The organism is Maritalea sp. S77 (assembly GCF_049801075.1).
Taxonomy (GTDB): Bacteria; Pseudomonadota; Alphaproteobacteria; order Rhizobiales; family Devosiaceae; genus Maritalea.
Window position 1 is genome coordinate 125,391 of sequence record NZ_JBNAGG010000001.1, and the last position, 16,309, is coordinate 141,699.

Consider the following 16,309-nt stretch of genomic DNA (forward strand, 5'->3'; position numbering starts at 1 on the left):
AAACGTTTCGTTTGGGTAACTCGTGCTTACGCAAATGGTTCTCAACGATTAAATTTGGGGATGAAGGGTGTGTCCAGCGCAGGTTGTGCGCTGTTTAATGCGGCGTAGCCGATAGGGCGGCGAGGGAGCGGCGTTAGAATTCTGCTCGGACTTGAAGAGCTTGGGCAAGGCGGGCTTGATATTGGTCGCGGGTGATTTCGATGGCGCCCAACGTTTCCAAATGTGGCGTGGTGAATTGAGTGTCGAGCAAGGTGAAGCCTTTGACATTCAAGTGATTGACCAATTCAACCAAAGCAAATTTAGAGGCATTTGTTGCACGATGGAACATGCTTTCACCGAAGAAGGCGCCGCCAAGTGCCAATCCATATAGGCCACCAATCATTTGATCGTCCCGCCAAATTTCAACCGTGTGGCAAAACCCGCGTTGGAACAGGTCGCCATATAGATTTTTGATTTCTGGATTGATCCATGTTTCCTCCCGGTCGCGCATTGGTGCAGCGCAATTTTCGATTACGGTTTGAAAGTCATGATCGAAGCGAACTTCATAATCTTTCTTGTTCAATGCTTTACGCAAAGATCTTGATATGTGGAGTCCGTCGAGCGGGATAATGCCGCGCAATTCAGGATCTACCCAAAAGAGGTCTGGGCTTTCCGCACTTTCTGCCATGGGAAAAATACCATGGGCATAGGCACCCAGAATCATGTCTGGGGTTAGCGTGGTCGTGTATGGATCAGATTCGTCTTGCATATTGTCCAAAAGAAAGGGCCCCGCAGGGCCCTAAACTTACTTCATGCCGAGATATTTTTCGAGCCAGTGAATATCGTAATTGCCTGATATCACATCTTCTTCCTCGATCAAGCGGCGGAAGAGCGGCAGCGTGGTTTTCACCCCATCGACAACAAACTCGCCCAACGCCCGACGCAAACGCTGCAAGCATTCTTCACGCGTGCGACCGTGCACGATGAGCTTGCCGATCAAGCTGTCGTAATAGGGCGGAATCTTGTAGCCCTGATAAACGCCTGAATCGACACGAACGCCAACACCACCGGCTGGATGATAGAACGAAATGCGGCCTGGTGACGGTGCGAATGTTTCTGGATCTTCAGCGTTGATCCGAACTTCAATCGCGTGGCCCCAAAAGGTCACATCTTCTTGCTTGATGGAAATTGGTTGACCCGCAGCAATTTGAATTTGCTCGTACACCAAATCCATATTGGTGATCCGCTCGGTGACTGGGTGTTCCACCTGCAAACGGGTGTTCATTTCGATGAAATAGAACTCGCCATTTTCATACAGAAACTCAATGGTGCCCGCACCAGAATATTTCATCTTGCCAATTGCATCGGCAACAATGCCGCCAATTTCAGCGCGTTGCTCAGGCGTAACCGCAGGTGAGGTGGCTTCTTCCCACACTTTTTGGTGCCGGCGTTGCAAGGAGCAATCGCGGTCGCCCAAATGGATGGCGCCACCTTGGCCGTCGCCCAATACCTGAATTTCGATGTGGCGAGGTTTGCCGAGATATTTCTCGATATAAACCGCATCATCACCAAAAGCAGCTTTGGCTTCAGAACGTGCTGTTGACAAAGCTGTGCCAATATCGGCTTCAGACTTGGCCACTTTCATGCCGCGACCACCGCCACCAGAAGCAGCTTTGATGATCACTGGATAGCCGATTTCAGCGGCAATACGGCGGGCTTCAACGTCACTTGTGACGCCACCGTCAGAACCGGGCACCACAGGGATACCGAGATCTTTAGCGGTTTGTTTGGCCTGAATCTTGTCACCCATAATCTCGATATGGTGTGCAGATGGGCCAATAAAAGTGATGTTGTGCTCTTCCAAAATGCGGGCAAAGCGCGCATTTTCGGACAAGAAGCCATAGCCGGGGTGTACCGCATCCGCACCTGTGATTTCACACGCTGCGAGGATGGACGGGATGTTCAAATAGCTGTGGGTGGCGGATGCCGGGCCGATACAGACACTCTCATCGGCCAAGCGCACATGCATTGCATCGGCATCGGCAGTGGAGTGCACCGCAACGGTTGAAATGCCGAGCTCTTTACACGCCCGCAAAATGCGCAGCGCGATTTCGCCTCGGTTTGCAATCAGAACTTTTTTAAACATGGGCATCTGGATTACTCGATCACCACAAGAGGTTCGCCAAATTCAACGGGCTGGGCATCTTCCACCAAGATTTTGGTGACGGTGCCTGCGCGGTGCGCCGGAATTTGGTTCATGGTTTTCATCGCTTCGATGATGAGAATGGTTTGGCCTTCGGTCACCTTGGTGCCGACTTCAACAAAGTTGGCTGCACCTGGCTCTGGCGCCATATAGGCAGTGCCCACCATTGGTGAGGTCAATGTGCCAGGGTTTGAGCCGATATCATCAGCAGGTGCTTCAGCAGCAGCAGGCGCCGGCGCAGCTGCCACTGGGGCAGGTGCTGCAGCGGGCGCTGCAGGAGCCGGATAAGGCGCACTTGGCATGTGAACCACCTCTTGAGCGTGGCTACGTGTCACTCGAACACGAAAATCATCATGCTCAATTTCAACTTCAGCCAAGTTCTGTTCGTTCAGCAATTCAGCAATCGTACGGATCAGATCGCGATCAACTTGTGAACCTTTACTCATTTAAGGGGCTCTCCAATTTTGTTATTCTGGAATGTGTGATGTTAAAGCACCGAGGGCCAAAATGTAACCCGCCGGGCCAAAACCGCAAATTGTGCCCAGTGCAACTGGGGACACATATGAATGATGACGGAAGGTCTCGCGCGCAAAAATATTCGACAAATGCACTTCCACCACAGGGATATTGATGGCGCGAATAGCGTCATGAATAGCGACTGATGTGTGGGTGTAGGCAGCCGGGTTGATAATGATCCCATCAGCGGATTGGCCCGCTTGTTGGATCAGCTCGACCAGTTCGCCTTCATGATTAGTTTGTGCAAATTTAAGTTCAACACCCAAACGCGCGCATTCTTCTTGGCAGTTTTTCTCGATATCAGCCAATGTAACATGGCCATATATGCTGCCTTCGCGCTGACCCAACAGGTTTAGATTGGGGCCGTTAAGGATATGAATTTGTTTCGCCACTTGCGGGTTATACCTTTTTATTTACCGTGCAGGAGCTTGCACTATATGAAAACAAATGAAAAGGCAAAGATTACGCGTTGTTTTACACCGCTTGCATCGGAAATTGTTGCGTTTTTGTGTCAGCAGGCGGGGGGAGCTGGGGTATGGCGGTTATTTGACGTTTCTGGCGGCATAAGATCACACCGCCAGAAATTTAAAACTAAAGGCTATTGGCAGCTGGTTTCGCCACATTCCCGCATGTTTGCGACACGGCGCTTCAAGCCCTCAATGTTTTCTGCGCCACGCACAACTTCATTGCCAATCACATAGTTTGGCGTTGAGGTGATCGACAGAGCATCAGCCAGTTGGTAGGTGCGACCAATTGCTTGCGTGACTGATTGGTCTTGCATCGCCAATTCCAACTCAACTGGGTTCATGCCCAATTCAACGGCTACTTCCAAGGCGCGCGCCTTGTCGACCTGACCGCGTGATTGGAACAGCTTGGTGTGGAACTCGAGATAGTCGATTTCTTTATTGCGGTTCACGACTGTGGCAATACGAGCCGCATCAGCAGAGCCTTGGCTCAAAATTGGATATTCGCGCAGAATGAAGCGGACATTCTTATCTTCTTCGAGCAATTGAAGCATGTTGCCTACGGCTTGGCGGCAATAGCCACAATTATAGTCGAAAAATTCGATGATTGTGACGTCGCCGTCTGGATTGCCCAGCACCACTTGGTCGGGATCGTTATGAACCCGGTCGCCTAGCGCCATCAATGTGTCGCGCGTTTGTGCAAGTTCGGCAGCTTGTGCCTGGGTTTGCAACGCAACTGACATGCGCTCCAACAAAACAGGGTTGGCCATCAAATAATCTTCAACCGCCGCGCCGAAGCGGCCCTTCGCAGCGGATGCTTTGGGCGTATCCTCTAAGAGATTTTGGATTTTTTCTTCTACGATTTGTTCGATCAAGCTGCTCAATTCGTCTTTTGACATGTCGCCAATATCTTGCGCTTGCGCCGGCAGGCTGAGGGCAAAAACCGTGAGAGCCATGAGCGGCCATTTAATGAGTGACTTGAGGATGGTCATAACTGAAGGTCCAATGTTGTAATAAGTTGTGTTTAGCTTAGCGCCAAAATGTCATCAGCACGTAACCAAGCGGGGCTACCCTCTGGCAGATTTTGCTTCGCTTTTTTGGCTAGGCCACGGGCCAAGCTGATGTCGCGGCGTAAAAAGGCAGCTTCTGCAGCGGCAAGGTCGGCTTCGCCTGAGCGCCCGGCGCGGCCATAGGCGCGGGACAGCAGCGAATATGCACGTGCGGAGCGTGAATCCATTTGGGTGGCACGAGAAAGTTGAATGATGGCTTCATTCAAATCCTTGGCGCGGCCTGTGTCAGACAGGGCAGCGCCATAAATCATGCGATATTCGATTTCGTTGGGCGCCAGCTGTACGGCGCGGGCCAATGGCTTAAGTGCGGCGCTGGCTTGGCCGGTTTCAAACAGCATTTGGCCCAAAATTTCTTGCAAATTTGGATTGCGCGGATTGGACGCGGCGAGGGCGGCCATTTGTTTTACAGCAGCCGGGCCTGCGCCAGCACGGTAGCCAGCAATTGCACGGGCATAGCGGGCGGGTAGTGATTTGTCGCTATTTGGATAGCGATTAAGCACGGTTTGGGTGCGCTCCAGATAGCCTGTGAGCTTGGCCTTTGCCATGGCGAGGCGCTGAATATCAGCAGCGGAATCGCGCTTGTTGCGGAAAGGGCTGCCTGCGGCGCGATTTTGCGTTTGGTTCAAACGATCTTCGGCCAGCGGGTGGGTGCGTAGATAACCCGACGCAGCCGCGCGGCTTGATTGGTTGCGTTGCAAGCGGTTGAGAACTTCGGTGAGGCCAACAGAGCTTTGCTTGGTGCGTTCTAAATAGGTCAGCGCGGCAGCATCCGCAGCGCTTTCTTCCGATTGGCGGTAGGCCATGAAATTGTTTTGCGCGGCGGCGCTTGAGCCCATGATGAAGGCCGAGACCATTTTGCCCATTTCGCCCGATTGGTCATTGCCGGAAGCTGCGGCCAACACACCAATGCCGAGCACCATGGACACTGCCTGAATGCGGCCAGCGACTTCGGCTTGCTCGCGCAAACGGCGCAAATGGCCGCCAGCCAAATGACCGATCTCGTGGGCCAAAACGGCTTTTAGTTCATTGGGTGTAGCTGAATCGAGGATGGTACCGTAATTAATAAAAATATCGCCGCTCTCTACTACAAAGGCATTAAACCGACGATCATTGACGATATTGACCGAAACACTGCGCGGATTAACGCCAGCAACCTTGAGCAAAGGACGGGCGAAATCTTTAATCATGTTTTGTGTTTCAGCGTCTGTGATTAGCCGAATTTGCTGGGCGTTTGCGCTGAGTGGCAAGACGGCGAGAAGAAGGGCCAATAAGGCCGTAATCAACCGAAAATGCTTTGGCATGTTTAGCCCTTTACTGAAACCATGAATCACTGACATTGTTGGCGGCAACTATAACGGCATTTGCGGTTGAACGCACGTTATATGCCGCTCACAAAAACGCGAACAGTTGGACAATTTGATGACAAAAATCGCGCAGCTTCCGCATTTGCAGCCCTTTTTTGCGATGGAAATTTTGGCAATGGCGAAAACGCTGGAAGCTGAAGGGCGTGAAATCTGTCATTTAGAAGTTGGCGAGCCCGGGGCTGCGCCTGCACCCGAAGTGATTGCGGCGGTGCAGCAGAGCGCTGAAATGGACCCGCAGCGCTATACGCCAGCTAAAGGCGAACTCAACCTGCGCGAGGCGCTGTGTGAATATTATCGCAGCCAGCATAGTGCTGTGGTGAAGCCCGAGAATATCCTGATCACCAATGGGTCAAGTGCGGGTTTTGTGTTGGCCTTTTTGTCTGGCTTTAAAAAGGGTAGCAGGATTGCAGTGACGCGGCCGGGCTATCCGGCCTATCTGAACATTATTTCCAGCCTTGGCTTTGAGCCGGTGGAAATAGAAGTACATGCGCAAGATGGTTGGCGGCTGGACGCCGATGAATTGCGCGCTGCGCACAAAGCCAATCCGTTTGATGGCTTGTTGTTGGCATCGCCCGCAAATCCGACAGGGGCGATGGTGGAGCGTGAAGATTTGGCGCGGATTATAAACGCCTGTGACGATCTCGGCATTCGGTTTATCTCGGATGAGATTTATCATGGGTTGAGCCATGGCTTGCCCGAAACCAGTGCCTTGGAGCTGGGCGATAATGCCCTGATTATCAATAGTTTTTCAAAATATTATTGCATGACGGGGTGGCGTTTGGGCTGGCTGGTGTTGCCAGATGAGATGGTGCGCCAAACTGAAATGTTGGCCCAAAATATGTTTATCTCTGCCCCCAGCATTTCGCAACTGGCGGGGCGTGTGGCGCTTGACTGTCGCGACTATTACAATGCGCAAAAGAGCAACTATGTCCGCAATGGTATGCTGCTGGTTGAGGCGCTTAATGAAATGGGATTCAAGAATGCCCGCATGTCCGATGGTGCGTTTTACGCCTATGTCGGCATTGACGGGTTGGCAGATGACAGCGTGGCTTTTTGCAAGGCATTGTTGCAAGAAGCGGGCGTGGCGGCGACGCCGGGCGTGGATTTTGACCGCGTAAAGGGGCACAAATTTGTACGATTTTCCTATGCGGGTGACCATGACATGCTGGTGCAGGCCATAGAAAAAATGGCCGGCTTTTTGAGCCGACCATTGTCAATTTAGCTTATTTGCAATTTGCGCGGTTTAGAAGAAGCCGCGCTGCCACCAGCCTTTTTTGGCCTTATCTTTGCTTTTGCCATCATCTTCTTCGTCGCTGCTGGACGTTGAAGTTACGATAATGCCGTCTTCTTGTGGCTTATCAGCTTTGGGCTTGTCAGCAGGTTTCGGCGCTGGTTCTTCGCTTGTCTCGGGTTCTTTAGTTTCCTGAGCCGCTTTCGGCGCTTCATCGTCTTTCTTCACGCGTTTGCGTGGTGCACGGCGCTTTTTGGGCTTTTCTTCCGCATCGGCTTCAGCATTTGCTGTTTCAGCAGGGGCGTCAGACTTGGCTTCAGCAGCTTTGGCTGGGGCAGCATCCTCGGTCTTTTTGCGGCGCGGACGACGCTTAGGCTTTGGCGCAGCTTTGGCATCTTCGTCATCCAAAGCTTCTGCTGTGCTGTCTAGCTTGGCATCTGCCAATGCAGCTTCTTTGGTGACTTCTGCGTCCACATTGGTTGGGTCTTTAACCCGCGTGGCTGTTTCTTCGATAGCCTCAACGGCCTCTTGATCGAAGTTAGCAGGAGCTGTATCTGCCTGATCTTTATTGTTTTTTTGCGTATCGGCTTGATCATTTTCTGATTGATTTTCATCAGACTGATTTGCGTTCGCTGCATTATCATTGTCTTGGTTGCGACGATTGCGACGGCCACCCCGACGACCGCGACGGCGGCGCTTTTTAGGCTGATCATCATTCTCGTCATCACCTGACTTATTGCCTTCAGGCGCTGCATTTTCAGTTTCGTCAGCGCCATCTTGTTCTTTGGCCTGATTTTGCTGATCGTTTTGATTGTTATCATCACGATCACGGCCTTTGCCCCGACGACGTTTGCGCCGGCGAGAAGGTTTTTCTTCCTTCTCTTCCTCAGGTTCATCTTCAACCAAATCGATCAAAGGCGCAGAATCAACTTGCACATGATTGGTGATGCGGGGTTCGCCATTGTCGTATGGGTCGCCTTTTTCAATGGTGAATTGATCACCATGCATGTGCGGCTCCGCCGTGATCGAGATCGCAAGATTGTAGCGCTGCTCAAGCACGGAAAGTGCAGGGCGCTTTGCATTCAAAATGTAAAGAGCAACTTCAGAAGCCACTTTGACATTGATGGCCTGACCAGGACGACGCATCACTTGATCTTCAATGGCACGCATCACCATCAAGGCAAGGCTCTCAACTGAACGCACAAGACCAGTGCCGTTACATGTTGGACAAGCATTGGTTGAGCTTTCCAGCACGCCAAAGCGAATCCGCTGACGCGACATTTCCAACAGGCCGAAATGCGAGATGCGGCCGACTTGAATGCGGGCGCGGTCGTTTTTCAGGCTATCTTTTAGCTTGCGCTCAACATTGCGGATGTTGCGCTTTTCTTCCATATCGATGAAATCGATAACGACAAGGCCTGCCATGTCGCGCAAGCGCAGTTGGCGTGCCAACTCAGCTGCGGCCTCAAGGTTGGTTTGCAGCGCAGTATCTTCGATATTGTGTTCTTTTGTGGCTTTACCCGAGTTCACATCCACTGAAACCAATGCTTCGGTAGGATTGATCACCAAATAACCGCCAGATGGCAGATTGACCTTTGGTGAGAACATGGAATCGAGCTGTTCTTCCACATTGAACTTGGAGAAGATCGGCTGTTCATCTTTGAATGGCTGCACGTTTTTGGCGTGCGATGGCATGATCATGCGCATAAAGTCTTTGGCTTCGCGATATGCCGCGTCGCCAGAGACAAGCACTTCCGTGATCTCTTTATTGTAAAGATCGCGAATGGAGCGCTTGATCAAACTGCCTTCCTCGTAAACGAGGCAAGGGGCCGTTGATTCCAAGGTGAGGCTGCGCACATTTTCCCAAAGGCGAAGCAAATATTCAAAATCGCGCTTAATTTCGGCTTTGGTGCGGCTGGCACCTGCTGTGCGCAAAATAACGCCCATGCCTTTTTGCACGTCCAACTCGCCAGCGATTTGTTTGAGGCGCTTGCGGTCAGCAGCGTTGGTGATTTTGCGCGAAATGCCGCCACCGCGTGCAGTGTTTGGCATCAAAACTGAGTAGCGACCTGCCAAGGACAAATAAGTGGTGAGGGCTGCGCCTTTGTTGCCGCGCTCTTCTTTTACCACCTGAACCAGCAGAACCTGCCGGCGTTTGATCACTTCTTGAATTTTGTATGTGCGGGGCTTTTTCCGTTTACGTTCAGGAACTTCTTCCAATGCGTCTTCGGTGCCGACTTCGTCGAACTGTTCGCCATCGCCGTTTTCATCGTCAGCGCTTGCTGTGTCTTCGCCTTCTGCATCGGCTTTGGCGTCGCCAGCTTCCTCTGCAGTGGTGTCTGACTTTTTCGATTTCAGCATTGCTGGCTGATCGCTGTCAGAAAGGTCTTCTCTGACCTCTTCTTCTTCCTCAGCCAAAAGGGCTTCGCGATCCGCAAGCGGGATCTGATAATAATCTGGGTGAATTTCAGAGAAGGCGAGGAAGCCGTGACGGTTGCCGCCATAATCGACAAAAGCAGCCTGCAAAGAAGGCTCAACTCGCGTGACTTTCGCGAGATAGATATTGCCTCTTAACTGCCGGCGCGTGGCCGATTCAAAATCAAATTCTTCTAAACGGTTCCCGCTAGTGACGACTACTCGTGTTTCTTCCGGGTGGATTGCATCCACCAGCATTCTTTTCGTTGGCATATATTAAAGCTCCACGCATACGCAGGCCGGGCGCCATAGAGCGCAGCTCATCTGTTTTGAACAGAGTGGGCCGTTGCGTTGCGAAAATGTAGGATTGTCTTGCGGATTTTTGCTCACGCAAGAGATTGGCATTTGAAGACGCTGAGGCTTGTGCGATTGCGGCACGGGCAATTTGGCCCTTTATGCAATGCAACTGATTTAACCTCATCTCGACTTCTTTCATTTGGGTGGTAAATCGCCTATTTCATGCGGTTTACCGGTATGGCCGCTGCGGCCGAATCTCGTTCTCAGCAAATGCTGTCGGTTCTATTGCCCCTGATTGTCATTCAATGAATGGTTTGACAAAATTTTGACCAGTTTGCGGGTCAAATTATAGGACAAGAATCGAGGACATTACTCCTGCTGATGTTTAGTGTTTAATCTCGAACGTCAATTTTAGCAACAAATATGTTTAATTGCGCCTAATTTATGTTGGTCTCAAAACGTTGAATTCAAGCAACGATTGGCAATAAACTTGCCAATAAGGTCATGTAGTGGCGTCAAAAAATGGGACGAATCGCATATTAGATGGGAGAGTAAACCCGTTGCCTGCAGCATTTGACACGCAAATTCAGGTGAGAGACCTGCTAACTATTGTTCTGGACCCCGATGCTTAAACGCTTTTTTGTGAAGACCTGTTTTTTGATTGTGATGCAGCTCGCCTTTGTTGGATCGGCGCTGTCGCAAGACAGCATCGAGATTTTAGATGCGAGATTGGCGGTTGGTCCGGAAAAGAGCCGCCTTGTTGTCGATCTTAGCGCAGCGGCGGGCTATGCGACATTTCCGATCGACCAGCCCGACCGTTTGGTGGTGGAACTCGGGGTTTCAAAACTGGCAGATGACGCCCCAACCGAACTAAAAACCGATGGTTTGGTGAAAGAAACCGCAATTGGCATGGTGGATGATGGCCGTGCCCGGATTGTGATGTTTTTGAGCAAGCCGGTTCAAGTTACCGACATTCAGATGCTTGAGGCTGTGGGCGAGCAGCCCGCGCGGCTGGTGGTGGAGATTGCTGAAGGCGAACGAGAGATTTTTGATCAGGCGGTTGCCCAATCCAAGGCGTTGCTGACGGGTGAAGGCGCGGACAACAATGCGACGCCAGAGCCTGCCGATGATACACCAGCAGCACAGCCGACCGAAGAGGGGCCGTTGCCAAGCATGGTTGAAGTGCGCCCATTGATATTGCTGGACCCTGGCCATGGCGGCATTGATGGGGGCGCACGCGCAGACAATGGCCTTGAGGAAAAGCACGTTGTGTTGGAGTTTGCCAAACGCGTGCAACAAGAATTGCTGGCCAGCGGCAGATTTGATGTGGCGCTGACGCGCACTGGCGATGAGTTTTTGAGCCTAGAGGAGCGTGTTGAACTGGCGCGCGAAAACAAGGCGAGCCTGATGATTTCATTGCATGCAGATAGCTTTGGTGACCCGAGCGTACGCGGTGCGAGCATTTATACGCGCGATGAGGATGCCACAGATGTGCTGGACAAGGTGTTGGCGGAAGGCGAGAACCGTGTTGATCTAATTGCTGGCTTCGATGCGCCGGGCGATGATGATCAAGTGGTGAACATTTTGATCGATTTGATGCGCCGGGAGACAAGGCGGCAAAGCTTTTTGGCGGCACGGTCGATTGTGGATGACATTAAAAGCGAGCTGCCAATGCGGCCTTATCCGCTGCGCCGCGCCGACTTCTTTGTGTTGCAGTCGCCAGAAGTACCTTCCATCTTATTGGAGTTGGGCTTTTTGTCGAACGGGCTCGATATGGAGAATTTGGCGAAGGCTGATTGGCAGAAAAGAGCGGCAAAATCATTAGCAGAGGGCATTTCTAAATATTTTGACGCGACCGCTCAAAACTGATTAAAGCCCTTGCAATCACAGTTTCGCCGTTGTTTCAGGCGATAGCGGCAAGTGTGCATGGAAGGGTTTGTTGGCCAAATTGGCCTGCAAGATAACGAACTGGGTTTGGATAAATGCTGAGAATTTTGAGCTGGCTTTTTGCGTTCGGTTTCTTCACCGGGTTAATTGCTTTGGCTGGCGTTGGATATTTCCTTTGGACAATTTCGCAGGATTTGCCGGATTATACGGTTCTGAAAGACTATCAGCCGCCCGTCACCACGCGTGTGCACGCTGCCGATGGTTCGCTGCTTGGCGAATATGCCCGCGAGCGGCGTTTGTTCCAACCGATTGAAACTGTTCCACCCATGGTGGTGAACGCTTTCATCGCGGTGGAGGATAAAGACTTTTACAGCCATGGCGGCTTGGCCTTTGATGGCATTTTGCGTGCGGTGCGTGACAATATTCAAAAAAAGATTGACGGAACGGGCGGCCCATTGGTTGGTGCGTCGACCATTACCCAACAGGTTGCGCGAAACTTTTTGCTGACGCTGGATCAAACTTGGGACCGGAAAATCAAGGAAATGCTGCTGGCGGTGCGCATTGAGCAGACATTCTCCAAAGACAAGATTATGGAGCTCTATCTCAATGAGATTTTCTTGGGGCTCAATTCATACGGGATTTCAGCTGCTGCGCTCAATTATTTTGATAAGGCACTTTATGAGCTGACCATCGCTGAGGCAGCTTATATCGCTGCGTTGCCAAAAGGCCCAGCGAACTATCATCCCATTCGCTATCCCAAAGCCGCGATTGATCGACGCAATTATGTGATCGGCCGCATGGAAGCAGAAGGTTATATCACTGCCGAAGAAGCAGATGCTGCGAAACAAGAGCCGCTCAATGTGTTCCCACGGACATCAGGTTCGCAAGTTTATTCGGCCGAATATTTTGCTGAAGAAGTGCGCCGCCGTTTGGCCCGGATTTACGGCGAAGATCAACTCTATGGTGGTGGGCTTTCTGTGCGCACAACCATGGACCCCAAATTACAAGCCTATGCACGTAAAGCGCTTATGAATGGTTTGGTGCGGTTCGACGAATCCAAAGGATATCGTGGCCCGGTTGCGACGATTGAACTTGATGATGATTGGGGCGACGATCTGGCTGAGATTGATGCGCTTAGTGACGTGCCGGAATGGCGTTTGGGCGTGGTGATTGAACTCGGACAAAACTCTGCTGTGGTGGGCTTGCAGCCTGGACGCGACGTGCAGGGTGACGTTGTATCTGAGCGCGCAACAGGCCAATTGCCCGGACCTGAGCAAAAATGGATCGCAAAACCACTTTCACAAGTGTTGAATGTGGGCGATGTGATTTATGTTGAGCAAGTACCGGACAAAGAAGGCGTTTATCAAATGCGCCAGCCGCCTGAAGTGCAGGGCGGCCTTGTGGCGATGGACCCGCGTACTGGACGTGTGTTGGCGCTCGTGGGCGGTTTCTCGTTTGACGACAGTGAATTTAACCGTGCCACGCAGGCTGAACGTCAGCCGGGCTCTTCGTTCAAGCCTATCGTTTATGCGGCGGCTTTGGATAATGGCTATACGCCAGCTTCTGTGGTGCTAGATGCGCCATTGTCGATCAAAAATGCTGACGGCACCAGCTATCAGCCGGATAACTATTCGCGCGAGTTTTATGGACCGCAAACATTGCGTCGCGGCATTGAACGGTCGCGAAACGTGATGACTGTGCGGTTGGCCCAAGATATTGGGATGCCGCTTGTGGCTGAATATTCGCGCTTGTTTGGTATTCACGACAATTTGCCGCCTTATCTGGCGATGTCGCTAGGGGCGGGTGAAACCACCGTTCTGCGGATGACTGCGGCTTACGCCACCATCGCAAATGGTGGGCGGAAGATTAATCCGACCCTGATTGACCGGGTGCAAGACCGTTACGGCAATACAGTTTTCAAGCATGACGAGCGAATTTGCGATGGTTGTGAAGTTGAAGATTGGAACAACCAAGCCGAGCCGTTGGTCATCGACAATCGTGAGCAGATTTTGGACCCGATGACAGCCTATCAAATCACCTCCATGATGGAAGGTGTTGTACAGCGCGGTACGGGCACACGCATTCGTTCGCTGGGGCGGCCTGTTGCTGGCAAAACTGGCACAACAGATGATTACAAAGATGCTTGGTTTGTGGGCTTTACCCCAGAAATGGCCGTTGGCATTTATATTGGGTATGACACGCCGCGCGATATGGGCCGGAATGCAACCGGTGGTGAATTGGCTGCACCGATTTTCCGCGATTTCATGGCGGAAGCGATGCAGGGTAAACCACCAACCCCATTCAACATTCCAGCCGGTATGTCTCCAATTTGGATTGACCCAAAAACTGGTGTGAAAGTTTCTGGTGGTGGTGATGGCGCCATTGTGGAAGCGTTTAAGCCGGGTACGGGGCCAAACTTGATCACGTCTGTGATCGGGGTGGATTCAGAAGTGTTTGTCGACCTTGAAGGTGGATCGCAGGACTTTAATGCGGGCCGCGGCGGGTTGTTCTAAACTTTTGGATATCTCGCCTCGATTGTCTTGGCAGTCTTTCGAAGGACTTGATGGCACGAAGTGGATCGGATAGATCACGGGTCCATATCTTACATTGTGAGTGGTTATGCGCGCAGAAATACAAAGTGTAGTTGACGAAATTGAGCAGGCGATGAGCTTGCTGAGGAGGCATCTTTGACTGGGACACGGCACAATCCCGTCTAGATGAATTGAATCAAAGCGCCGAAGATCCTGATCTTTGGAGTGATCCGAGCCAAGCCCAAGCCGTGATGCGCGATCGGCAATATTTGGAAGGGCAAATCAACGCCATTACCGAGCTGCAGGCCACATTGACCGACAATGTTGATCTGATCGAACTGGGTGAAATGGAAGGCGACACTGAAGTTGTTGCCGAGGCAGAAAAAGCCTTGTTGAGCTTAAAAACCCAAACTGACCGGATGCAAATCGAGACGCTGCTTTCAGGCGAGGCGGATGCCAACGACTGCTATGTTGAAGTACATGCAGGTGCAGGCGGCACGGAAAGCCAAGACTGGGCCAACATGCTGTTGCGCATGTATACCCGCTGGGCGGAACGCCAGGGCCACAAGGTTGAGGTGATGGAAGTGCATGACGGCGAAGAGGCCGGCATCAAGTCTGCCACGATCCTTGTGAAGGGCCACAATGCCTATGGTTGGTTGAAAACAGAAAGCGGTGTGCACCGTTTGGTACGGATTTCGCCGTTTGATAGCCAAGCGCGTCGTCACACAAGCTTTTCATCGATTTGGGTATATCCGGTTATTGATGATTCAATCGACATTGAAGTCTCTGAATCTGATGTGCGGATTGATACCTATCGGGCGTCAGGTGCAGGTGGTCAGCACGTGAACACAACTGACAGCGCGGTGCGGATTACGCATATCGAAACTGGTATTGTTGTGCAGTGTCAAAACGACCGCTCACAACATAAAAACCGTGCCACTGCATGGGATATGCTTCGCGCGCGACTTTATGAGGCGGAATTGCAGCGGCGTGAAGAAGAAGCCAATGCTGAAACGGCACAAAAGTCTGAGATTGGCTGGGGCCACCAAATCCGGTCTTACGTTTTGCAGCCATATCAGATGGTGAAAGATTTGCGCACCAGCATTGAAAGCACGGCGCCAAGTGATGTGCTTGATGGCAATCTAGATGCCTTTATGGAAGCGGCGTTGGCGCAGCGGGTTGGTAAATCTGACGACGATGACAGCTAGGGCCTAGATTAGACTTCTTAGCTTGTTGCCCACATTGATGTATTTGGCTGGATCTGTTGGCCGATCATTTTTGCGCACCTCAAGATGTAGGTGCGGGCCCGTGCTGCGGCCCGTGCTGCCCACAAGGCCAATAATTGTTGAGCGATCAACCTTTTGGCCTTTTTTCACTTTGATTTTGGACAGGTGAGCGTAGCGCGAAACCAAACCATTTAGGTGGGTGATTTCGACGGCATTACCATAGCCTCCTTTGCGCCCTGCAAAGGTTACTTTGCCAATGCCCAAAGCGGAGACCTTGGCGCCACGTGGAGCGCGGAAATCCAGTCCGGAGTGGAATGCGGAACGGCCTGTGAATGGATCACGTCGATTGCCAAACCGTGAGCTCAACCCATATGAGTTGGGCAAGGGGCGAAAGATTGGGGCCGTGTGGATTTGCTCTTTGGCTTGTTCATATCGTGACAAGGCATCAAGTGCGAAATTGGCTGCTTGCATTTGATCTGCATAGGCATCGCCCATGGCTGGCGGCAAAAGCGGTCCGCCCACAGCGTCATCTTCAAATCTTGGGTTTAAACCGACCCGAGAAAGTTCAGTCACGATCTTTGAAGTAGATTTTTCTGCTTCGTTGCCCAAAGCCGTCAGAGCTGAAATCGTATCTTCCTTCATCATTTGAAGATCTTCAATGATGGCATGAATGTCAGTGTTGCCGCTGTTTGAGGGAGCAAAGCCGAGTGCGCTGGTTTTGGTGGCAGCAGGACGCGCCGGAATATCAATGCCAACGGCTTTGGCCTTTTTGGCGATTGAGCGCACAAAATCATGCTGTTCGAGAATCTGTTCTTGCTGAGCCAGCAAATCTTGCAATTGCAAATTGATGTCGCCCGCCTTGGCATATTGACGCGAATGCAAACGGTCTAACTCGGCGCGCAATGTGGCGATGCGCGTCTCATAAGCAGAGATCGCCTGCGCGGTTTGCGCGTCACGCGTGGCTGCAAAATCTGGTGACAGGTAAAGCGTGATCGCAAATGCAATATTGCCCGAAAACAATATGCCTATAAGACCATAAACCCACCAGCGGTCAAAGTCTGACTTACGCAGCGCGTGGTTGTTTTTACTTGCTACTTTTCCTGAAAATGTACGCGATACACTCACT

Annotated in this window: 12 protein-coding genes; 4 read left to right on the forward strand and 8 right to left on the reverse strand. The window is 51.6% G+C overall.

What is annotated here, in order from left to right; all coding sequences use genetic code 11:
* Positions 1-133: 133 nt before the first annotated feature.
* From aat to ACP15Y_RS00710, 6 genes are all read right to left on the reverse strand, one after another.
* Positions 134-748, reverse strand: coding sequence for a leucyl/phenylalanyl-tRNA--protein transferase (gene aat, locus ACP15Y_RS00685; RefSeq protein WP_424981098.1), 615 nt, complete (start codon positions 746-748; stop codon positions 134-136).
* A gap of 36 nt (positions 749-784) precedes the next feature.
* A complete protein-coding gene (accC, locus tag ACP15Y_RS00690; RefSeq protein WP_424981099.1) occupies positions 785-2,125 on the reverse strand; it encodes an acetyl-CoA carboxylase biotin carboxylase subunit in 1,341 nt (446 codons plus the stop codon).
* 11 nt (positions 2,126-2,136) lie between these two features.
* Positions 2,137-2,628 carry an acetyl-CoA carboxylase biotin carboxyl carrier protein gene (gene accB, locus ACP15Y_RS00695; protein WP_424981100.1) on the reverse strand — a complete coding sequence of 164 codons (492 nt, stop codon included), beginning with the start codon at positions 2,626-2,628 and terminating at the stop codon, positions 2,137-2,139.
* A 21-nt stretch (positions 2,629-2,649) separates the two neighbouring features.
* Entirely contained in the window at positions 2,650-3,090 is a 441-nt protein-coding gene (gene aroQ, locus ACP15Y_RS00700) for a type II 3-dehydroquinate dehydratase (RefSeq protein ID WP_424981101.1), read from the reverse strand.
* A gap of 206 nt (positions 3,091-3,296) precedes the next feature.
* Positions 3,297-4,154: a DsbA family protein gene (locus ACP15Y_RS00705; RefSeq protein ID WP_424981102.1), complete on the reverse strand. Its 858-nt coding sequence runs from the start codon at positions 4,152-4,154 to the stop codon at positions 3,297-3,299.
* 32 nt (positions 4,155-4,186) lie between these two features.
* Positions 4,187-5,533 (reverse strand): M48 family metalloprotease, encoded by a 1,347-nt coding sequence (locus tag ACP15Y_RS00710; protein WP_424981103.1) that lies wholly within the window; start codon positions 5,531-5,533, stop codon positions 4,187-4,189.
* Between the two features lie 118 nt (positions 5,534-5,651).
* Between ACP15Y_RS00710 and ACP15Y_RS00715 the strand changes: the two genes are divergently transcribed.
* Positions 5,652-6,818 (forward strand): pyridoxal phosphate-dependent aminotransferase, encoded by a 1,167-nt coding sequence (locus ACP15Y_RS00715; protein WP_424981104.1) that lies wholly within the window; start codon positions 5,652-5,654, stop codon positions 6,816-6,818.
* Positions 6,819-6,839: 21 nt separating this feature from the next.
* Here ACP15Y_RS00715 and ACP15Y_RS00720 read toward each other — a convergent pair whose 3' ends face one another.
* Positions 6,840-9,515, reverse strand: coding sequence for an Rne/Rng family ribonuclease (locus tag ACP15Y_RS00720; RefSeq protein ID WP_424981105.1), 2,676 nt, complete (start codon positions 9,513-9,515; stop codon positions 6,840-6,842).
* A 648-nt stretch (positions 9,516-10,163) separates the two neighbouring features.
* On the opposite strand from ACP15Y_RS00720, the gene ACP15Y_RS00725 reads away from it, so the two are divergent.
* From ACP15Y_RS00725 to prfB, 3 genes are all read left to right on the forward strand, one after another.
* Positions 10,164-11,408 (forward strand): N-acetylmuramoyl-L-alanine amidase, encoded by a 1,245-nt coding sequence (locus ACP15Y_RS00725; protein WP_424981106.1) that lies wholly within the window; start codon positions 10,164-10,166, stop codon positions 11,406-11,408.
* 113 nt (positions 11,409-11,521) lie between these two features.
* Positions 11,522-13,939, forward strand: coding sequence for a penicillin-binding protein 1A (locus tag ACP15Y_RS00730; RefSeq protein ID WP_424981107.1), 2,418 nt, complete (start codon positions 11,522-11,524; stop codon positions 13,937-13,939).
* Between the two features lie 106 nt (positions 13,940-14,045).
* A protein-coding gene (prfB, locus tag ACP15Y_RS00735) for a peptide chain release factor 2 (RefSeq protein ID WP_424981108.1) occupies positions 14,046-15,165 on the forward strand; the annotation gives its coding sequence in 2 pieces (ribosomal slippage) (positions 14,046-14,114 and positions 14,116-15,165; 1,119 coding nt in all).
* Between the two features lie 3 nt (positions 15,166-15,168).
* On the opposite strand, the gene ACP15Y_RS00740 is transcribed toward prfB, so the two are convergent.
* Positions 15,169-16,308: a M23 family metallopeptidase gene (locus ACP15Y_RS00740; protein WP_424981109.1), complete on the reverse strand. Its 1,140-nt coding sequence runs from the start codon at positions 16,306-16,308 to the stop codon at positions 15,169-15,171.
* Position 16,309 lies beyond the last annotated feature (1 nt).